This is a genomic window from Acidovorax sp. GW460-11-11-14-LB4 (assembly GCF_059423685.1).
Window position 1 is genome coordinate 19,965 of sequence record NZ_JBWKYJ010000020.1, and the last position, 20,462, is coordinate 40,426.

Sequence of the window (20,462 nt, forward strand, 5' to 3'; positions counted from 1 at the left end):
GGAACCCCGGGGCCTCAATCAAACAGCGCCTTGTCCAGCCGCTCGAACTTGGGATCACCCACCGCTTCCCGGATTTTGGGGGCCAGTGCCGCCAGGTCTTCAAAACTGCCTGCGCCCTCCACCGCGAGGTTCAAGCGAAACCCGCGCAAGCCCAGCGCCGCCGTCAGCTCCGTGGCGATGGGATATGCCGCCTGGTAGCGCTCCATGGGCGAACGCCCCGAGCCTTCGACGGGCGACGCCACCGTGCCCAGATCGGTGGCGGGAGCTTCTGCCAGCGTGGCGGGTGCAGGCGATGCACTGGCAGCGACGGAGCCCACGACCGCAGCAGCCGTCTGCCCCCCCACCGGCGCCAACAGCCCCTGGGCGATCATGGCCTGCACATCGTCCTGCGTGATGCCCATGGCCGCCGTGGCCGCCAAAATCTCCCCCGTGGTGCGCTTGCCGTCAAAAAGAATGAAGGCCGAGCGCTGGCGCGAGCTCAGGCTGCCGTGACGGTCCTTGAGTGCTTCCTGGCCTGCGGGGGTTTTGACGAGAACCATGAGTCTCCTAGTAGTGAGCAGTCGCGGGGGACGCCGCAAGGCTATCACCTGCGAACCAGAATCCCATGTTTTGGCACCTCTGCAAATCGGGGTTTACACATAACCCCCACGCGGCGCCAACCCCTCACATCTCCGAGCGAATGCGTGGCAGCGGAGGTGCAGGCCGGGTGATCCAGCTGACCACCAAGGTAACGAGCAGGCCACAGGGCACACCAAACACCCCGGCCGAAATGGGCTGGATGCCGAACCACAACCCATCGGCCAGCAGCCAGCGCGGCAGCGCCTGCATGGCGGGCACATGCGACAGCATGTAGTACACCGTGATGGCCAGCCCGCCCAACATGCCGGCCACCGCGCCTTGCCGCGTGGTACCCCGCCAGAAGATGCCCAGCACCATCACCGGCACAAACGCCGACGCCGCCAGCGAGAAGGACGCCGACACCATGGGCAGGATTTCAGACGGCTTGAGCGCCGCCACAAACGCAGCCGACAAGGCCACGGCCAGCAGCGTGAACTTGGTCAGAATCACCCGCTGCTCGGGCGACGCCTGGCGGCGCGTGTCCTGGAAATACAGGTCGCGCACGAGCGCATTGCTGATTGTGAGCAGCAAGCCGTCGGCCGTGGACAGCGCCGCTGCCAGGCCCCCTGCCGCCACCAGGCCCGACACTACATACGGCAGCCCACCCAGTTCGGGCGTGGCCAACATGATGAGGTCGGCCCCCAGCCGGATCTCGCCAAACTGGATCAGGCCATCGCCATTCACGTCTTCCACCGACAGTAACGAGCTGTCCACCCGCGCCCACTGCGCCATCCAGGTGGGCAGGGCCTCAAAACTGCTGCCTACCAGGTTCTGCATGACCTCGAACTTCACCAGCACCGCCAGCGCGGGCGCACTGAGGTACAGCAGCGCAATGAAAAACAGCGACCAGCCCACCGACGCACGGGCCGCAGACACCGTGGGCGATGTGTAGTAGCGGGTCAACAGGTGGGGCAGCCCGGCGGTGCCCACCATCAGGCAGAACATCAGCGCCAGAAAATTACGGCGCGTGAGCTCGTAGTCGCGTTGCTCCTCGGGGGTGCCGTGGGGGTCGCCGGCATAGGCCTGGCTGTGGGGCGGCAGCCCGCCCAAAGGACGCGCGCGCTCGTAGTTCTCGCGCATTTCGCGGGTCCAGCGCTCGCGGGCAGCTGCCGCATCGCGGGGCAGCGCCGCCAGCTCGCGGCTGGCGGAGACGATCAGGCCCACATCAGCGTTCTGCGCACGCAGGGCCCGGATGCGCTCACGGCCCTTTTCGCGTTCCCGCTCCAGGGCCGCATCCACATCCTGCAGGCGCGCTTCGAAGTCCTTGGCCCGCTGCAGGTAAGCCTGCACCACCTGGTGTTCGGCCGGGGAGTCGAGCAGCTGCGCCTCCAGGTCGGCAATCTTGCTGATCTGCGCGCCATATACCAATGGCGCCAGCGGGTTGCCCAGCTGCTTGTACGCCAGCCACGACACCGGGATCATGAACGCCAGCAGCAGCACGACATACTGCGCCACCTGCGTCCAGGTGATTGCCCGCATGCCGCCCAGGAACGAGCACAACAACACCCCGCCCAGGCCCAGCATGATGCCGATCTCGAACTGCACGCCGGTGAGGCGCGACGCAATCAGCCCCACGCCGTAGATCTGCGCCACCACGTAAGTGAACGAGCACAACACGGCCGCCAGTGCGGCAATGACACGCGGCCAGCGCCCGCCAAAACGCACGTGAAAAAAGTCGGGCACGGTGTACAGGCCCATGGCGCGCAGGTGTGGGGCGATGAGCATGGCCACCAGGCAAAAGCCCCCCGTCCACCCCAGCAGATAAGCCAGGCCACCGGCCTGCCCCGGCGTGCCCGAAAAGCCCTGCAGGTACAGCGCGCCCGACAGACTGATGAACGAGGCCGCACTCATCCAGTCGGCCGCCGTCGCCATGCCGTTGTACATGGGCGGAATGCGCCGCCCTGCCACGTAGTAGTCCTCAGGGTCCGTCGTGCGGCCGTACACGCCGATGCCGGCATACACCATGACGGTGAGGAACAGAAAAATCGGGCCGATCCAGTGGCGCGACAGCCCCTGGTGCTCAGCCCAGGTCATCAGTGCCAGAAAGCCCAGCACCCCCGCCACGTACAGCGCCAGGATGCGGTGCAGCCGCCACAGATAGGCGCGGTCCGCCTCGGCGCTGCCCGGCTTGCGCTCAGCCATGGGCGCGGTCTTCTGCGGGAGGGGCGGAAAGCTCCAACGCCTCGCGTTGCTGCTGGTCCTGCCGCTCAAAGTGGTTCATGGCCCAGCCGTAGGCGACCACGATGGCGATGAACACCAGCACAGCGCCCTGCGCCGCAATCCAGTAGCCCAGAGGCCAGCCCCCCACCACCAGTACCTGCAGGTCCCGGGCGAAGTAGGTGGCACCAAAAGACACCAGGGCCCACAGTAGGAGCAAACCTGCTTTGAGCCACAGGTGGCGCACGTCGTGCAAGTCGGGGGGAAACGGCCCCGCCATCTCGGCGTCGGCGGGGCGGGTAGCGGGCTGCTGCAACGGCATCACTGGCGCGGCATCACGGACGCGATGGCGGGTGGTGCAGTTGGCACATGGCAGCCCGGTCGGTGCGTCAGCCTGCCAGTTGCTGCCAGGTGGCAATCACGCTGTCGGGGTTGAGCGAAATCGACGAGATGCCTTCCTTGGCCAGCCACTGCGCAAAGTCAGGGTGGTCGCTGGGGCCCTGGCCGCAGATGCCGATGTACTTGCCCTGGGCCAGGCAGGCCTTGATGGCCTGGTGGATCAGCGCCTCGACAGCAGGGTCGCGTTCGTCAAAGTCCTGCGCCAGCAGCTCCAGGCCCGAGTCGCGGTCCAGGCCCAGCGTGAGCTGGGTCAGGTCGTTGGAGCCGATGGAGAAGCCGTCGAAGAACTCCAGGAAACGCTCTGCCAGGATGGCGTTGCTGGGCACCTCGCACATCATGATGACCTTGAGGTCGTCCTTGCCACGCTGCAGGCCATGGCTGGCCAGCAGCTTGGTCACGCGCTCGGCCTGGCCCAGCGTGCGCACAAAAGGCACCATCACCTGCACGTTGGTGAGGCCCATATCGTTGCGCACGCGCTTCAAGGCTTCACATTCCATCGCAAAGGCTTCACCGAAGTCTTCGCTGATATAGCGGGCGGCGCCACGGAAGCCGAGCATCGGGTTTTCTTCCTCGGGCTCGTAGCGGCTGCCGCCGATCAGCTTGCGGTACTCGTTGGACTTGAAGTCCGACAGGCGCACGATGACGGGCTTGGGCCAGAAGGCGGCGGCAATGGTGGCCACGCCTTCAGCGACCTTGTCCACGTAGAACGCGCGGGGCGATGCATGGCCACGGGCCACGGATTCCACGGCCTTCTTCAGGTCGGCATCAATCTGGGGGTAGTCCAGGATCGCCTTGGGGTGCACACCAATGTTGTTGTTGATGATGAACTCGAGCCGCGCCAGGCCCACGCCTTCGTTGGGCAGCTGGGCAAAATCAAACGCCAGCTGGGGGTTGCCCACGTTCATCATGATCTTGGTCTTGATGGGGGGCATCGCGCCGCGCTGCACTTCGGTGACTTCGGTTTCGAGCAGGCCGTCATAGATCTTGCCCGTGTCGCCCTCGGAGCAGCTCACCGTGACCAGCGTGCCGTCCTTCAGGCGCTCGGTCGCGTCGCCGCAGCCCACAACGGCCGGAATGCCCAGCTCGCGCGCAATGATGGCGGCGTGGCAGGTGCGGCCGCCCCGGTTCGTGACGATGGCGCTGGCGCGCTTCATCACGGGTTCCCAGTTGGGGTCGGTCATGTCGGTGACCAGCACATCGCCGGGCTGGACCTTGTCCATCTCGGAGATGTTGTGCACCAGGCGCACCGGGCCGGTGCCGATCTTCTGGCCAATGGCGCGGCCCTCGGCCAGCACGGTGCCATGGCCCTTGAGCTTGTAGCGCAGCTCGGCCTGGCCCTTGGCCTGGCTCTTCACGGTTTCAGGGCGGGCCTGCAGGATGTAAAGCTGGCCGTCGGTGCCGTCCTTGCCCCACTCGATGTCCATGGGGCGCCCGTAGTGCTGCTCGATCACCAGCGCGTAGCGCGCCAGTTGCTCCACGTCGGCGTCGGTCAGCGAGTAGCGGTTGCGCTGCTCGGTGGGCACATCAATGGTCTTGACGAGCTTGCCGCTGGCGGCCTTTTCCTCAGGCGTGGAGAACACCATCTGGATCAGCTTGCTGCCCAGGTTGCGGCGGATCAGCGCCTTCTTGCCTGCCTGGAGCATGGGCTTGTGCACGTAGAACTCGTCGGGGTTCACGGCGCCCTGCACCACCGTCTCCCCCAGGCCGTAGCTGCTGGTGACGAAGACCACGTCCTCAAAGCCGGATTCGGTATCGATGGTGAACATCACGCCGGCGGCGCCCAGGTCGGAGCGCACCATGCGCTGCACACCGGCCGACAGGGCCACCACATCGTGCTCAAAGCCCTTGTGCACACGGTAGGAAATGGCGCGGTCGTTGTACAGCGACGCAAACACTTCCTTCATCTTGTGCATGACTTCGTCGATGCCCACCACGTTCAGGAAGGTTTCTTGCTGGCCTGCAAACGAAGCGTCGGGCAAGTCCTCTGCCGTGGCCGACGAGCGCACGGCAAACGAGGCGGCGGGGTTGCCTGCGCTCAGCTTGGCAAATTCGTCGGCAATGGCCTTTTGCAGGTCGGCCGGGAAGGGCTGGGCCTCAACCATGGCGCGAATCTCGGCACCGACCTGTGCGAGGGCGCGCACGTCCTCGGTATCCAGGCTTTTGAGCTTGGCGCTGATGCGGTCGGCCAGGCCGTCGTAGGCCAGGAACTCGCGGAACGCATGGGCGGTGGTGGCAAAGCCCGTGGGCACGCGCACGCCCTGCGGCAGCTGGGAGATCATCTCGCCGAGGCTGGCGTTTTTACCGCCAACGGCCTCGACATCGGTCATTCTCAGGTTTTCAAACGGTACGACCAGGGCGGTCGGGCTGAAAAGTGCAGACATGGGAAAGCTCCAGAAGTTGAAACCGGGTCTGCGCGCCTGCCCCCTGAGAGCGATGGGCGAGCGGCCATGCACAGGCTGCAGCTTTGTCGTTGTGGTTGTAGGCCGACGGTGTGCATGGTGAGAATTGGATAATTGTGACAATTGTAGGCCCGCGCATCTGGCAACGGGCTGACGCTTTCACGCGACTGACGCAAATCGGGGAATTGCCACTTCTTTGTGGTGTCCACCCGGCTGGCGCAAGCCGCATCCAAAAAAAAGGGGCTCCATGCACTCGCGCACCGTATTTTTTGTCTCTGACGGCACCGGCATCACCGCCGAAACCTTCGGCAACGCCATCCTGGCCCAGTTCGAGATGAAGCCGCGCCATGTGCGCCTGCCCTTCATTGACACCGTGGACAAGGCGCACCAGGCGGTGCGGCAGATCAACCACACCGCAGAGGTCGAGGGTAAAAAGCCCATCGTTTTCACCACGCTGGTCAACATGGACGTGCTCAAGGTCATCCAGGAGGGCTGCAAGGGCATGCTGCTGGACATGTTCGGCACCTTTGTGCACCCGCTGGAGGAAGAGCTTGGCATCAAGTCGCACCACCGCGTGGGGCGCTTCAGCGACGTGAGCCGCAGCAAGGAGTACACGGACCGCATTGAAGCCATCAACTTCAGCCTGGCCCATGACGACGGCCAGAGCAACCGCGACCTGGCGGGGGCCGATGTGATCCTGGTGGGCGTGAGCCGCAGCGGCAAAACCCCTACCAGCCTGTACCTGGCCATGCAATGTGGCCTGAAAGCCGCCAACTACCCCCTGATCCCCGAGGATTTCGAGCGCCGCCAGCTGCCCCCGGCCCTGGTGCCGTTTCGCAGCAAGATCTTTGGCCTGACCATCAGCCCCGACCGCCTGGCCGAGATCCGCGCCGAGCGTCGCCCCAACTCCAAATACGCCAGCATCGAAAACTGCCGCGCCGAAGTGGCCGAGGCCGAAGCCATGATGCGCCGCGCGGGCATCCGGTGGCTGTCCACCACTACCAAATCGATTGAAGAGATTGCGACGACCATCCTGCAGGAGGTGCGGCCGGAGCGGCTGGTGTATTGAACAGCGTTGGGTGACAACGCTGCCACCAACCGACAACCACCAACCCCTCGGAGTGGCGATCAGAATGTTGAATAAAAACCGGGGCTACCGCTTTACTTAAAAGAAAAACAAGCTATAAATAACATAGCAATCTCTATGAGAGCCAACGGCGCAACCTGGCATGCGCCGCTGGCTCAACCCACAGATCACGGTAACCCACCGCCAACGGTACCGTCGCCCCCAAACAGCTCAAACACCATACCGCGCAGCCACTGATTGACGGGTTCACGGTGCACCTTGGCGTGCCAGAACACGCTGATGGGCGCGTCAGGCAGTTTGACGGGGTGCGTTCGCAGCACCAAGCCAAAGGGTTCGACCAGCTTGAGCGCCAGCCGCTCGGGCACCGTCGCCACCAGCGCCGTGCTTTGGAGGATGTGGCCCACGCTCACAAAGTGCGGCACGCTCAGCCGCACCAGGCGGTCGATGCCGGCCTTCTGGATCAGCTGGTCCACCTTGCCGTGCCCCGTGCCTGCAGACACGATCACCAGGTGCTCTGCCGCCTTGTAGTCCGACAGCAGCAGCTTGGGCCGGTCCAGCGCGTGGCCCTTTCGGAACAGGCACACATAACGCTGGCGGAACAAGCGCCGCTGGAAAAACCCCGCTTTCAGCTGCGGCAGCAGGCCAATGGCCAGGTCCACTTTTCCTGCCTCCATGTCTTCGCGCAGATGGGCGGCGTTGTTGCGCACGGTGTTCAGCGTGACGCCCGGAGCCTCCCGTCCCAGGCGCTCCAGCAGCGCGGGCAAAAAGACGATCTCGCCAATGTCCGTCATGCCGATGGTGATAGTGCGCTTGAGCGTTGCGGGCGTGAACTGTGTGCGCTGGTTCAGCCCGCTGTGGATCATGCCCAGCGCATACCCCACGGACTCGCCCAATTGCTCGGCAAAAGGCGTGGGCACCATGCCACCCGAGGTGCGCAAGAACAGCTCGTCGCCAAAAATGCGCCGCAGCTTGGCCAGCGCGTTGCTGACGGCAGGCTGTGTCAGCCCCAGGTTGTCGGCCACCTTCGACACGCGCCGTTCGACCATGAGTTGCTGAAACAGCACCAGCAGGTTCAGGTCGATATCCGATAGCTCCATCGCCACTCCATCAGCTCGGGTGATATGAAGTGGCGATGGTATTGCAGCCAGTGATTCGCAGGCGCTTTAGTGGGCACAATGGGCTGGATGAAATCGAACGCCGCCCGCCATGGACATCCTCGTTCAGCCGCTTAACCGCGTGATCCGCGCCGAGCCCGGCGTGAACCTGCTCGACGCCCTGCGCGCGGCGCAGGTTCCGATGTCGTATTCATGCCTGTCGGGCCGCTGCGGCATCTGCCGCTGCCGGGTGCTGTCTGGTGAGGTGCTCGATGGCGGGCGCGAGCAGCAGCGCCCGCTGGACGGCGTGGACGGCGCCGTGCTGGCTTGCCAGACCTATGTGACCGAGCCCTGCACCATCGAAGTGCCCGCCCCCGGCGAAGCCGTGGTGCACCGTGCGCGCGTGGCCAAGGCCACCGTGGTGGCCATCGAGCCGCTGGCGGCAGACATCCGGCGCCTGCTGCTCAAGGTGGCAAAACCCATTGCGTTTTCACCGGGGCAGTACATGCAGCTGGGGTTCACGCCAACGCATGTGCGCCCCTACTCCATGGCAAACCTGCCGGGCGAACCGCTGCTGGAGTTTCATGTGCAACTCATGCCCCAGGGCCGGGTCAGCGGCTACATCGCCGGGCAGCTGAAGGTGGGGGACAAGGTCAAGGTCAGTGGGCCGCTGGGCGCGGCCTATTTGCGCCAGCAGCACACGGGGCCCATGCTGTGCGTGGCCGGGGGCACCGGGCTGGCGTCAGTGCTGTCGGTGGTGCGCGGCGCGGTGGCTGCGGGCATGCGCAACCCCATTCACCTGTACTTCGGCCTGCGCTCACCGCGCGAGCTGTATGGCCTAGCGTGGCTGGACCATTTGCGCAGCGTGCACCCGGCGCTGCAAGTGCATGTGGTGGTGGCCTCAGGTGCCGACCCTGCCACACAGCGGCGCGGGCTGGTGACCCAGGCCATCGAGCAGGACCACGCGAGCCTGCAAGGCTGGCAGGCGTATCTGTGCGGCTCGCCGCCGATGGTGGAAACCACCACACTGCTGGCGCTGGGCAAAGGCCTGGAGGTGGCCCACCTCCATGCCGAGGCTTTTTACATGCAGGGCGACTGATTCCGTCTCCAAATCATCCGTGTCGTTGTTGCTTCGCCTTGCCGTGCTACAGCACTGTCTGCGGCTTCGCGCCTAGACACGAATGATTTGGAAACGGAATGAGGTTTTTGGAGTCGTCAGAATCCACTTAAACCGCTCACTCAGCGCGGTCGAAGCGCCGCGAGGGGCTTCGACAGGCTCAGCCCGCATCCGGCTGCGCGCTGGGCGCCGCCTTGCGAAACGCCTCCAGCTGCGCGCAGGCCGCGTCCACCGCCTGCACCAGCGGCCAGCGCGACAAGTCCACCTTGAAGCGGCGCGCGCTCTCCACCTGCGGCACCAGGTACACATCGGCCAGCGTGGGGCTGCTGCCAAAGCAGAAGTCACCGCGCTGCGGGTCCTTCGACAGCAGCGCCTCAATGGCATCAAAGCCCGCGCTGATCCAGGTGCCGCACCAGTCGTTCACAGCAGCCTCGTCGGCACCAAAGCGATGGCGCAGCGCCTCCAGAATGCGGCGGTTGTTGATGGGGTGGATGTCGCAGCCCACGATGGCGGCCAAGGCGCGCACCTGGGCGCGATCGCCTGCATCGGCGGGCAGCAGCGGTGGGGTGGGATAGCGCTCCTCGAGCCACTCGATGATGGCGGGCGACTGGATCATCAGGCGCTCGTCGGCCTCCAGCACGGGCACCAACTGCTGCGGGTTGATGGCCTTGAAGGTATCGCCCAGATGTTCCTCGCGCCGCAAATCAACCGCCACCTGCTCGTAGGCCAGCGCCTTGAGATTGAGCGCAATGCGCAAGCGGTGGGAGGTTCCGCTGCGGAAGAAGGAATAGAGCTTCATGGTCAGTCCCTGTGTCAGTCCAGGGCAATCTTGGCGCGCTTGACGACTTCACCAAACGTGCGCGAATCGCGTTCGATGGCCTTGGTGAGTTCAGCGGGCGGGCCAATGTAGGGCTCAAACCCGAAGGTCGCCAGGCGCTCCTTGACCTCCGAGGTGGCCAGCACCTTGCCCACGTCGGCATTGATCTTCTCGATGGCTGCCTTCGGCGTGCCTGCGGGCGCAAACAGGCCCACCCAGGTCTTCACTTCAAACCCGGCCGGGCCGCCCGCTTCGCCCATGGTCGGAATGTCGGAGAAACCCGCCAGACGCTGGGGCGCAGCCAGGGCCAGAAACTTCACCTTCTTGGCCTGGTACATGGGCCCGGCCGTCGCTGCCGTGCCAAACGCCCACTTGATGTCGCCCGTGGCCACAGAGGTGTAGACGCTGCCCATGTCCTTGTACGGCACATGCATCATCTTTGTGCCCGTTGCTGCCTCCAGACTCGCCGCGCCCACATGGGCCACGCTGCCGATGCCCCAGGAGCCGTAGGTGATGTCGCCCGGCGCCGCCTTGGCCGCCTTGATCAGATCGCCCACATCCTTCCAGGGCGAGTTGGCCGCCACCACCACAAAGAAGTTCGTGAAATACACCGGAGCGACTGGCTCGAAATCTTTGATCGGGTCATAGGGCAGTTGCTTGAACACATGCGGCTGCAGGGCCATGTGCGTGTTGTCCACCTGCAGCAGGGTGTACCCGTCGGGTGCAGCGCGCTTGGCATCGCCGATGGCGATGAACCCATTGGCGCCGGGCTTGTTGTCGATGACAAGTTGCTGCCCCCAGTTGCGCGACAGGCGCTCGCTGAGGATGCGCATCACCGCATCGGGGCCGCTGCCGGGCGAATACGGCGCGACGGACCGGACGGGCTTGGAGGGGAAGGTCTGGGCTACTGCATGTGGCACGCTCGCAGCGGCCGCAAGAGCCAGCGCGCAGAGCGCCAGGGCAGGTCTCAAAATCTGTGAATGAATGGCGGTCAGCATGGGGGTGTCTCCTTGGTTTTATGAAAGCCGAATCCGGCTGGTGAGTGATGGATCAAACAGTGACTTGCGCACGGTGGCTGTGCAGCGCCTCAAAAATCGGCGCGTCGCTGAAGCGGAACAGGTCGAGCGCGCCAGCGGCAGATGCCTGGGCCGAGAAGGGTTGCCACGACGGGACCACAAACAAGTCGCCCCGCGCCACCTGCCAGGTGCGCTCACCCACCGTGACGGTGCCGCTGCCGTCAAACACCTGGAACACGGACGAGCCCACCTCACGCTGAACCCGCGTTCCGCCGCCTGCGCGCACGCGGTGCATTTCGGTCCGCATCGTGGGCAATACATCGGCGCCGGTGGTGGGGTTGGTAAAGCGCACCGCCGCATGCCCAGGGCTCAGCGTGCCCGGCTGGCCTTCGTCTTCCAGCGCCAGCTGATCGGCCAGTGCACGGTCGGTATCCACCCAGCGGTAAGCCAGCAGGGGCGTGGCGGGCTGGGCCTGCACCATCGATACCGGGCGCAGGCCCGGGTGGCCCCACAGCCTTTCGGAATAAGAACGCTCGGCGGTGGTGCGCTCGGCGGGTGGAAGCTTCTCGCGCCCCACTTCGAAGAACTGGCTCTCGGTGTAGTACGAGAACGGAATGTCCAGGCCGTCGATCCAGGCCATGGGCTCGGTGGCAGCGTTGTGGTGGGCATGCCAGTTCCAGCCGGCCTGGGGCAGAAAGTCGCCGCGCGACATGCGCACGGCATCGCCATTGACCACGGTCCACACGCCCTCGCCTTCCACCACAAAACGAAACGCGTGCTGCGTGTGCCGGTGCTCGGGGGCGTCTTCGCCGGGCATCAGGTACTGGATGGCGGCCCACAGCGTGGGCGTGGCAAAGGGGCGCCCACCCAGCGCCGGGTTGGCCAGCGCAATCGCACGGCGCTCCCCGCCACGGCCCACGGGCACGATGGCGCCCGCCTGTGCGGCCAGGGCTTTCAAGCGGTCCCAGCGCCACAAGTGCGGCACGGCCTTGGATTGGGGCTGGCGGGGCATCAGGTCGCCAATCTGCGTCCAGAGCGGTACCAGCAGCTCTTGCTCAAAGCCCCGGTACAGCTGCTCCAGCTCGGGCGTGGGCTCGGGCTGGCCTTTGCCCGCAACGGCGTGCAGCCGCACGGGGGAAGGCGTGAGGTCGGTGGTCATGGTGGGGTTGTCTCCTGGATGTGGTTTTTTCTTATTCCGCCGGGCCAACGTGGAGCACGATGCTGCCCACGCCTTCAATGTGGCCTTCAATGCGGTCGCCTGCCAGCACGGGGCCTACGCCCTCGGGCGTGCCGGTAAAGATCAGGTCACCCGGCTGCAGGTGGTAGAACTTGGACAGGTCGGCAATCAGCTCGGGGATGTTCCAGATCAGCTTGGACAGATCGGACTTCTGGCGCACGGTGCCATTGACCGACAGCTCCAGCTCGCCCTGGCCCAGCACCACCTGCGGCATGGGCACGATCTCGGAGACCACGGAGGACTGCTCCACATCCTTGCCCAGGTCCCACGGCCGGCCCTTATCCCGCGCCACCAGTTGCAGGTCGCGGCGCGTCATGTCCAGGCCGCAGGCATAGCCATAGACAAGGCGGGGCGCATCCGCCTCGCTCACTCGAAAACCGGGCGCACCAATGGCCAGCACCAGTTCCATTTCGTGGTGGTAGTTCTGTGTGCCGGGTGGGTAGGCCACGGTCGCGCCAGACTCGACCAGCGTGGACGGCGCCTTGGTGAAATAGAACGGCACTTCCACCGCCTTGTCCACCGGGCGCCCCATCTCAACCGCATGCGCGTGGTAGTTGCGGCCCACAAAGAACAGCCGGTGGATGGGCAGGCGCTCGCTGCGGCCACGCACAGGCAGCGAATAGACGGGGGGCGGGGTCCAGAGGTAAGTGGTTGACGTGGTTGCGGTCATCGGTGGTTTCCTTTTGCTGTTTCTATTGCTGGTAGTGGTGCTGCAGGTTCGGCATTCATCTGCTTAAGCCGTTCACGCTGAGCGCAGTCGAAGCGCCGCGCAAGGCTTCGACAAGCTCAGCCCGAACGGATGTTTCAAGAACGGACATTTCAAATTCAGTGACGCTCCATCAAATTCATTCCCCTGAGCCGTTCACGCTGAGCACCGTCGAAGCGCTGCGCGGGCTGTGTCACAGCTTTGCCATCGGCGTGTTCAGGTCGGCCAGCCGCTCGGCATCCACCGGCTTGCGCTGCTCGATCAGCCTGCGGGCAAAGCGCAGGTCGCGCGCTGCGTTGGCCCCTACAGCGGCTTGCACCACATCGCCCGCCAGGTAGAACAGCACAAAGCTGCCGCTGGCCGGGTCGCCGCGCTGCACCACGCGGTGCGCAGGCGTGGGCATGCCGTAGATCTGCAGGTTCATGCCGTACTGGTCAGACCAGAACCAGGGCAGCGGCTGGTAGTCCACCGCCTGGCCCAGGGCCGAGCGAGCAGCGGCCATGCCCTGCTCTTGCGCGTTCTGCCACGATTCAAGCCGCAGGCTGCGGCCCGCCCAGGGGTTGGGTGCCACGGCCACATCGCCTGCGGCCAAGATGTGGGGGTCGGACGTGCGGCACTGGGCATCGACCCGCACGCCGCCGTCGCAGGCCAGGCCCGCCGCGCGCGCCAGCTCGTCGTTGGGCACCAGGCCAACACCCAGCACGATGGTGTCGCACGCCAGCGCGCTGCCATCGGCCAGCAAGACCTCCGAGCGAATATCTGAGCCGTCTGCGCCATCTGCAGCGCGGGCAAAGCCCCGCACCCCCGCGCCCAGCAGCACGCGCACGCCCTGGGCGCGGTGCAGCGCCAGCAGATACGCCGACACCTCGGCGGGCACGGTGCGTTCGCACAAGCGGCTTTGCGTCTCCACCACCACCACTTCCGCGCCCTGCTGGCGTGCGGTGGCCGCCACCTCCAGGCCGATCCAGCCACCGCCCACCACCACCACGCGGCGGCCAGGCCGAAGGGCCGGGGACAGCGCCCGCGCATCTTCAATGGTGCGCAGCGTGTGCAGCGGCACCTGGTCTACCCCCGGCAAGGCAAGCCGGCGAGCGCGCCCCCCGGTGCACAGGATGAGCTTGTCGTAGGGCTGTGCTGTGCCATCCGACAGCAGCACCTGCTTGGCAGCGCGGTCAATGCGGTGCACCTGCATGCCGGGCCGCCATTGCACCGCCAGTGCGTCAAAGGCCTCGGGCTTCATCAGCCGCGTGCTCTCCGGCGCCGCGGCGCCCGAGAGCACGGCCTTCGACAGCGGTGGCCGCTCGTGCGGCGGGTGGGCTTCGTCACCGATCAGCACCACGCGGCCCGCAAAACCTTCGCTGCGCAGCGTTTGCGCCGCCCAGCCGCCCGCCTGGCCTGCACCGACGATCACGATGGTGTGGGCCGAGTGGGCGTTAGCGCCTTCATGCGGCAATGCAGCGGCCTCGACCTCAGGTCGTTCGGCAGTCATGGGGGTCTCCTTGAGAGGTTCAGTCCAGGGCCAGCCACACGCGGCCGCCCTCGATCTTCACGGGGTAGCTGCGAAGCGGCTCGGTGACGGGCGCGCAGGTGGGTTTGCCGTTGCGCACATCAAACTTGCCCTGGTGCAGCGGGCATTCAATTTCGTGCCCTTCCAGAAACCCATCGCACAGACGCGCGTTGCCATGGGTGCAGATGTTGTCGGTGGCAAACACCTCGCCACCCACGCCATACAGCGCAATGTCGCGCCCGGCCACAGCCAGGCCGATCACGTCATCCTCGGGCACATCGCCGTGCGCAGCAGCGTCAATCCAGTTCGTTGTCATCGTCGTCATGGCGGCTCCTCAGATGGGGTAGATCAGCGAGTTGGGGATCATCTCGCTGTCGTAAACGACCAGGCGCGACGCGAACTTCAGGCCCTCGGGCGTGGGCACCACTTCATCGAGCGTGCGTCCCACGTTGAACACCGTCGATTCCTTCGAAAGGCGCGTGCGCAGCACCGCATAGTTGGCCTCGCAGTGGATGCGGCCATCGGCATCCACCTTGTGCACCAGCGGCGCACCCACCACATGGCGCTGGTAGTAGGGGTCGTGGAACAGCGTCTCGCGAATGCCGTAGACGCGGTCCTTCAGCATGCCCTTGCTGTCAAACGCCAGTGTGGCCAGCGGAAACCCGCGCTCGTGGTTCTCGCGGGGCTGCAGCTTGTACACGCAGTGGTCAATGAAAAACTCTGGCCACGCCTCCCAGTCCGCCGCGTCGAGTGCGCGGGCGTAGCGGGCGTAGAGCTGGTTCAGTTCGAAGTAGGTCTGGAAGTCCATGGTCAAGCCTCCGCCTCCATTACCTTGCGCCAGTATTCGTACATGCCCCGGATCAGCGTCTCGGTCACCATGTGGTCTGTGTCGCCCACATCGCGCCCGCCCAGCTCGGCCAGCGTGCGGTGCGCGGGCTTGGTCTCAAAGCCTTCTTGCGACCACTCGATCACCTCTCCATCGTCGGCCGACACAAAGCCTGCCGGGCCGAACAGATTGGCTTGGCGCAGGCGGCGCTGCGTCATTGCTTCGCTGTCGTCCTCAAACCCGAAATGCGTCCACACAAAATCAAAAGCGCCCTTGCCATCCGGCTGGATGTGGCGCGTGGAAACGCTGTTGACCTGCTGCTGAAAGATCACGCTGGGGAACACGGTCATCATCACCGCCGTGGGCACCGATGCCCCCGCGCTCGGCGCCGCAGCGCCCTCCCCGCTGGCTGCGGGGGGTGGGCCCGCCCACCAGTCCTCCTGCGCAATGTCGAGAAAGCGCGGGTCGTTCAGCTCCATGCCCGCCTTGAAGCTGGACACCTGCGTCACGTCCGCCGCCTTGCCTGCTGCGCCGCGTGTAGACACCATGGCCGCATGGCGGTGCTGCGCGTCCATCAGCAGTTGCGACTTGTTGTCGGCACGCCAGAGCCCAAAGGTAACGAACCAGGTGTGCAGCAGGCCGGGGTGGTACGGGTCCTTGATGTTCTCTTGCATCAGCTTCCAGTTGCCCGGAATGCGCTGGCGGTTGTAGCCCAGGATGGTGAGCTTGCGGCCATTGAACAGCCGGTCAAAGTAGCCCAGGATGGTGGGGCCCAAAAACTCCTCCAGCGGCTCCACGCTGTGGTCAAACGACGCAAACACCACGCCGCCACGGGTGGCCACCTTGAGCTTGGTCAGCCCATGCTCTGCCGGGTTGAAGTCCGCAGGCATGCCGCCATTGACCTTGCCATCCTGCTTCACGCCACGCCGAAACGGCACGCCCTGCAAGTCGCCAGACAGGGTGTAGTTCCACTGGTGGTACGGGCAGGTCAGGCTCTCGCGGTTGCCATGCCGCTCGCGGCAAAACGCCATGCCACGGTGGGCGCAGACGTTTTCCACCACATGGATCGAAGCATCCTTGTCACGCACCAGCAGCACCGAGCGCTCGCCAATCACCGTGCGCTTGAAATCCCCCGCGTTGGGAATCTCCGCCTCCAGGCCGACATAGCACCAGTGCCCGTTGTAGAACAAACGGTCCAGCTCCTTGCGGTACAGCGCCTCATCGGTATAGGCCTGAAAAGGAATGCGGCTGGTGCCATCCGTCTCCCAGCGGATCTGCTGCGGGAATACGGTCACGGGGCATTCATGCATGGGCGTCTCCTTTGTTTTTTGTCATTGCCAATCAATCAGTCGATCCATCGATCCATCAGTCTTTCGGGGCCGGTGCGGATGCACCCAGCGCCTGGGGACCGATCATTCGCGCTGCAGCAATATCAGTCAATGGAACGCTGGTGATGTTTCACATCACTCAGGTGAATATGACTTTGATGGCGGCGCGGGAGATTGCGGCGCCATGCGGCGGTGCAAGGCGCGCAAGGCCACGCTGCATGCGGGTGGCATGAGCGAGTCGAACGAGAGTGGGTACCGGGGCAATCGGCCGAGCACTTCTACCGATGGGTCTGGGCCGGGCGGACAGCCTGCGTGGCAGGGAGGCCGTTGGGGACAATGCTCAGCCGAAGGGTGGCTTGGCCAAGCAAGGGAATTTCAAATCAGCTCAGATCAGCAGAGGCTGCATTGCAGCGGTTGCGGTCTGTCGCTTCGTCGAACTGAGCCCCCAGAAGCAGCCGTTCAGTCCCCCGTATCGAACTCTCACGGGGGCAGAAGCGTGGCGACTTCAACGACTGAGACTCCACCGACCTCGGCTGGCCTACGTCTAATGGTGGCGCGCGCTGGTCAGCTGGCGTCGTGGATCGGGAGCGCGAGTGGCGACTTACGCAAGATCGTCGAAATCGGCCCCGTCGCTCGGCCCTGGCGGCGGAGCAATCATCGGTCTGGGCGGATAGAACCCTTGCCGTCCGCGGGCGTAGTCGTCGGTGAACTCGATAGCGTCCAAAGCGCGGGCCGTGACCGGATCCACCGGTTCGTTTTCCAGAACGACGATTTGGCCGGGGCCTTGGAAGCGGGAAAGCCAAGCGTAAAAGCTCGTGTTCACCGTGGCTGTGGGGATCTCCCGGTCCTTGTCCGGCGACTCTTTCTGGGCGTAGGCTTTCAGCGGTGAATCCAGCACGACGACGCCGAGGTGAGGGTGCCCACTTCTTAGAGCATGCTGCATCAAGGCTATCGTCATAGCGGACAGGAACAGGCCACGCTTGCCCGCGCCATAGCTTAGGCGTCTGCGGCCATCGATGACCAGGTCGCAGGCCTTCGGGTCGACGTATACAGACTGGATGGACGTGAACCCCCAGTCGTTGAGCATCTGGCGTGCGATCGCCCCGACGTCGTCGCCGTGCTGTCCAATGTTTCGAACGAGGGCCGTCTGCTTCTGTTTCGTGGCTTCCTTGAGGTGGTCGATTGCCGCCGTCAGCCGAACGGTCTCATCAAATGCGTCGATGAGTGATGACAACCGCGTATGGGACTCGGCGAGTTCCCGTGGGTCTGAGTCGAATTCCAGCGATGCACTACGAAGCACGGCCTTCTCCTGTTCCTCCAATGCCTTCAGCGATGTCGTAAGCCGTTGCACATCAGCAGTTGCGGCGGCGAGACGCGTCTGTTCTTGGGCCAGGGATGGCTGCAGTCCGCGACGGAGTGCGCGGATCTTTTCCGCCTCGGCCGCGATCGCGTCGCGGTACTTTGTTGGCGCCCGGGGCTTCAGGTTTCCGGGATCGACGTGCTGTTCTACCGACGTGCCGCAGAGTGGACAGGGAGTCTCCGTCAAGGCCTCGAAGAACTGGATGCCTTCGTCCGTGGCTCCGAGCCGGGCAAGGTCGCTCGAATACTTCAGGTCCAGCAGCGTGAAGCGTTCGCGCATCGACGTTGCACTGGCCTGTTGTGTCATCGCGGTACTCAGGGCTTCTCCCTCCGCAAATATCTGCTGCCGCAGCTCCTTCAGAACAGAAGAACGCGCCTGGAGTTGCGTGGCAAACATGTCCAGCCGCTCATCGACTTGCGCCAAGGCTGCAACGGCGGATGCTCGATCTGTGTCCGCTGGAATCACTCCCTGAAGGCGAGCCAGTTCCGCCTCGGCCGCCGCCAATCTTCCCTTGGCCTGGTCTTTTTCGGAAGCGGTCTTATAGAGCTCGACCGCGGAGTCATCGAGGCCGCTCAGGAACAGCGAGAAGGACGAGACATGCTTGTCCTTGCCATGACCCTTACCCTTCGTCGCGTCCTCGGAAATCATTCCGGGCTGGGAGAGGAGCGCCCAATGCCGCAGGTCGTCACCAGTGATGGGGCCTTTTTCACTTCGCTTGCGAAGCACCTGTTTGCCTGCAGCGCCAGACAGCTGGACGAGCAGCTCGCCAAGATCCTGATTGACGTCTTCGAGCGGGTTCGGGGTACCGTCCCGAACCCAAAGATCGTCCAATCGCACCAGAACTCGCGCGGCACCGCCAGACATCGCCTTACGAACAAGGTATTCATGCTCACCATGCAGGAAGGCGAGCTCCAGCGAGTCGTATCCCTGCGACTCCGGAAACTGTTCGAGTGTCGCGGTGCCGCCCAGTAGGAACCAAATGCATTTCCAGATGTGCGACTTACCTGTATCACTCGGGCCGCGGATGAGGGTGCGTCGACCATCAAAGGCGACAACGGCGGGCAAGAGGCCCGGACCATGAACCGACAGGTGCTTCAGCGTTATTGTCATTGGTGCTCCCTCGCGGCGGCACCTTCAAATTCGGCCCCCCACAGATAGCCTTGTTGGGCGAATCTCTCGGTCATGTCTCTCGAACTTAGGGTGGCGAAGGTGGTGGCCGCCCAGCGGCACCGGCCTTCCAACTCACGCAGGTAGGGTGACGTCAACGCGCCGACCATGCTTCTAGCGGTGTCACCGGCGAAGTAGGTGATGCCGGCCTCATCCATGACCACGGCGACGAGACCGCGGGTGCTCATCAGGTAGAGGCCTTGTGCGATGAGGTCACGGCGACTCATGTATTCGCTGCCGCGGTAGGGCACAGGCGTGTGAAGGCTAGGTGGCCCACCGAGATCGTCTGAATACACGATGGCGTAGTCGAGCAGGACCAGTTTTTGGAGGTCGGCGCCGGCCGGCTGCAAGGAATTGAGCAGATACACCATCCGAACGCCCAGTTCGAACGGCGAGTTGAAAGCGGCGAGAGGCTTGGACTTTTTCACTTGACCCACTTCAGCCTACCGGCGTTGGCGAGGTGATGGCAGGTCCCGGGCAGGTCCCCCCCACGAAGCTGGAGAGACAGACGGCTCTCCTGGACCTGCAGCGTCGACGCCTTTTCTACGGCAGCGTCGACCCGTTCCATACCCGTCTTTAGGCGGAGTTGGGCGACCGTGGGGCGGACGCCCGCATGGACCATGTCTAACAGCCGCTCGAACTCGGGCTCGTTGGGGTATATGTCGCGACTGAATCGTTGCAGTCCTTCAGCGCAATAGAAGACTTGTCGATGCGCATCGAAGTGGTCTTCGTACTCGCTGCCCTGGAGGTCAGCAAGGGCGACGGGCGATGCATTGTGCTCGCTGTAGACGCGCAAGAGTTCGTCGACGTATACGCTCTCGTGCCCAGCGGGCTGGGCTGGCATCGGATCATCGTCGCCGCGTGCCGGCACGATTCCGAACTGTTGATAGTGGGCGGCCTTGTCGAGCGCGTGCCAGGCCAACAGGTCATGCACCGGGCACTCGATGAAGCGGTCAAAGTCGAAATCGTCGATTGCCGCCTGGACTTCCTTGGTCAACTCGGCGGCTCTGCCCTTCATGCCTGTGTTCTCGTTCTTCCATGCATCGATGAACTTTGCCTTGAAGGCAGCGGCCCCAGAGGCCATCGTGTTGTGTAGCTCGTTGCCCACCGCATGCGGGCAGCAGAAGTAGTAGAAATTTGGACGCGGGTAGGTCTTCAAGGCCAACTGCTTGAAGAACTTCGCCATCTCCGGAAATGCGTCGCTCTGCGTCAGCCCCTGCTTGTAGTGCTTGGCCTGGTACAAGTCCCACCCATCACGCACCAACGCCGGACCATACCGCGCCTCGATGTCGCGGCCGCCGTCGCCCGCCCCGCCTAGCCGCTTGATCGCCGCATATTGGGCGCCGCCTGAATGCACTCGCTGGCGCGCGGCTGCCAAAATGAACTCCTCCCACTGATCAGGATTCAGCAGAAGAACTTGCGAGGATGGCGGGATGACACCGCCTGCGGTTACATGCTGGGTCTTCCGCGACTTGCGAGTCGTGCCTGGTTTTGGTGGCATGGATTTGGACTTGTCCCTGGTGCGATTTTTTAGCGATCACGCAAGCTCGGATTTTGCCAGGGTGGCGGTAGTGTGGGCACCATCCGCCGGCACTTGTTGAAGGGGTACAGAGATAGTCGCATCGCG

18 protein-coding genes are annotated in these 20,462 nt (G+C 64.4%); 2 read left to right on the top strand and 16 right to left on the bottom strand.

Annotated features, from left to right (window positions below; genetic code table 11):
• Window positions 1–14 precede the first annotated feature (14 nt).
• The 4 genes from AC07X4_RS09950 to ppsA all read right to left on the bottom strand — a co-directional run bounded on the left by AC07X4_RS09950 (window position 15) and on the right by ppsA (window position 5,555).
• Complete coding sequence (locus tag AC07X4_RS09950) at window positions 15–539, bottom strand: hypothetical protein (RefSeq protein WP_494739971.1); 525 nt, start codon at window positions 537–539, stop codon at window positions 15–17.
• A gap of 124 nt (window positions 540–663) precedes the next feature.
• The gene (locus AC07X4_RS09955) at window positions 664–2,760 is read right to left on the bottom strand and encodes a VC_2705 family sodium/solute symporter (protein WP_056743323.1); all 2,097 of its coding nucleotides are present in this window, start codon (window positions 2,758–2,760) and stop codon (window positions 664–666) included.
• Window positions 2,753–3,097, bottom strand: coding sequence for a DUF4212 domain-containing protein (locus AC07X4_RS09960; RefSeq protein ID WP_056061890.1), 345 nt, complete (start codon window positions 3,095–3,097; stop codon window positions 2,753–2,755). The genes AC07X4_RS09955 and AC07X4_RS09960 overlap by 8 nt, the downstream gene beginning before the upstream one ends.
• A gap of 67 nt (window positions 3,098–3,164) precedes the next feature.
• Window positions 3,165–5,555 carry a phosphoenolpyruvate synthase gene (gene ppsA, locus AC07X4_RS09965; RefSeq protein ID WP_494739972.1) on the bottom strand — a complete coding sequence of 797 codons (2,391 nt, stop codon included), beginning with the start codon at window positions 5,553–5,555 and terminating at the stop codon, window positions 3,165–3,167.
• 265 nt (window positions 5,556–5,820) lie between these two features.
• On the opposite strand from ppsA, the gene ppsR reads away from it, so the two are divergent.
• Window positions 5,821–6,642: a posphoenolpyruvate synthetase regulatory kinase/phosphorylase PpsR gene (ppsR, locus tag AC07X4_RS09970; protein ID WP_056061884.1), complete on the top strand. Its 822-nt coding sequence runs from the start codon at window positions 5,821–5,823 to the stop codon at window positions 6,640–6,642.
• 185 nt (window positions 6,643–6,827) lie between these two features.
• On the opposite strand, the gene AC07X4_RS09975 is transcribed toward ppsR, so the two are convergent.
• A complete protein-coding gene (locus AC07X4_RS09975; RefSeq protein WP_494739973.1) occupies window positions 6,828–7,757 on the bottom strand; it encodes a LysR family transcriptional regulator in 930 nt (309 codons plus the stop codon).
• Window positions 7,758–7,866: 109 nt separating this feature from the next.
• On the opposite strand from AC07X4_RS09975, the gene AC07X4_RS09980 reads away from it, so the two are divergent.
• Window positions 7,867–8,853, top strand: coding sequence for a 2Fe-2S iron-sulfur cluster-binding protein (locus AC07X4_RS09980; RefSeq protein WP_494739974.1), 987 nt, complete (start codon window positions 7,867–7,869; stop codon window positions 8,851–8,853).
• Between the two features lie 178 nt (window positions 8,854–9,031).
• Here the strand turns inward: AC07X4_RS09980 and maiA are convergent, their stop codons facing one another.
• From maiA to AC07X4_RS10035, 11 genes are all read right to left on the bottom strand, one after another.
• Entirely contained in the window at window positions 9,032–9,670 is a 639-nt protein-coding gene (gene maiA, locus AC07X4_RS09985; protein WP_494739975.1) for a maleylacetoacetate isomerase, read from the bottom strand.
• Window positions 9,671–9,684: 14 nt separating this feature from the next.
• The gene (locus tag AC07X4_RS09990; protein WP_494739976.1) at window positions 9,685–10,686 is read right to left on the bottom strand and encodes a Bug family tripartite tricarboxylate transporter substrate binding protein; all 1,002 of its coding nucleotides are present in this window, start codon (window positions 10,684–10,686) and stop codon (window positions 9,685–9,687) included.
• 52 nt (window positions 10,687–10,738) lie between these two features.
• Window positions 10,739–11,863 carry a cupin domain-containing protein gene (locus AC07X4_RS09995; RefSeq protein WP_494739977.1) on the bottom strand — a complete coding sequence of 375 codons (1,125 nt, stop codon included), beginning with the start codon at window positions 11,861–11,863 and terminating at the stop codon, window positions 10,739–10,741.
• Between the two features lie 31 nt (window positions 11,864–11,894).
• Complete coding sequence (locus AC07X4_RS10000; RefSeq protein WP_494739978.1) at window positions 11,895–12,611, bottom strand: fumarylacetoacetate hydrolase family protein; 717 nt, start codon at window positions 12,609–12,611, stop codon at window positions 11,895–11,897.
• A gap of 229 nt (window positions 12,612–12,840) precedes the next feature.
• Window positions 12,841–14,136, bottom strand: coding sequence for an NAD(P)/FAD-dependent oxidoreductase (locus AC07X4_RS10005; protein ID WP_494739979.1), 1,296 nt, complete (start codon window positions 14,134–14,136; stop codon window positions 12,841–12,843).
• 19 nt (window positions 14,137–14,155) lie between these two features.
• Window positions 14,156–14,479 (bottom strand): non-heme iron oxygenase ferredoxin subunit, encoded by a 324-nt coding sequence (locus AC07X4_RS10010; protein WP_494739980.1) that lies wholly within the window; start codon window positions 14,477–14,479, stop codon window positions 14,156–14,158.
• Between the two features lie 9 nt (window positions 14,480–14,488).
• Window positions 14,489–14,962 carry an aromatic-ring-hydroxylating dioxygenase subunit beta gene (locus AC07X4_RS10015; protein WP_108499844.1) on the bottom strand — a complete coding sequence of 158 codons (474 nt, stop codon included), beginning with the start codon at window positions 14,960–14,962 and terminating at the stop codon, window positions 14,489–14,491.
• A 2-nt stretch (window positions 14,963–14,964) separates the two neighbouring features.
• On the bottom strand, window positions 14,965–16,290 hold the full coding sequence (locus AC07X4_RS10020) for an aromatic ring-hydroxylating dioxygenase subunit alpha (RefSeq protein ID WP_494739981.1): 1,326 nt from the start codon (window positions 16,288–16,290) through the stop codon (window positions 14,965–14,967).
• Window positions 16,291–16,909: 619 nt separating this feature from the next.
• Complete coding sequence (locus tag AC07X4_RS10025) at window positions 16,910–18,778, bottom strand: hypothetical protein (protein ID WP_494739982.1); 1,869 nt, start codon at window positions 18,776–18,778, stop codon at window positions 16,910–16,912.
• A complete protein-coding gene (locus tag AC07X4_RS10030; protein WP_121729233.1) occupies window positions 18,775–19,263 on the bottom strand; it encodes an ABC-three component system middle component 2 in 489 nt (162 codons plus the stop codon). The genes AC07X4_RS10025 and AC07X4_RS10030 overlap by 4 nt, the downstream gene beginning before the upstream one ends.
• A complete protein-coding gene (locus AC07X4_RS10035; protein WP_494739983.1) occupies window positions 19,260–20,336 on the bottom strand; it encodes an ABC-three component system protein in 1,077 nt (358 codons plus the stop codon). The genes AC07X4_RS10030 and AC07X4_RS10035 overlap by 4 nt, the downstream gene beginning before the upstream one ends.
• Window positions 20,337–20,462: the final 126 nt, after the last annotated feature.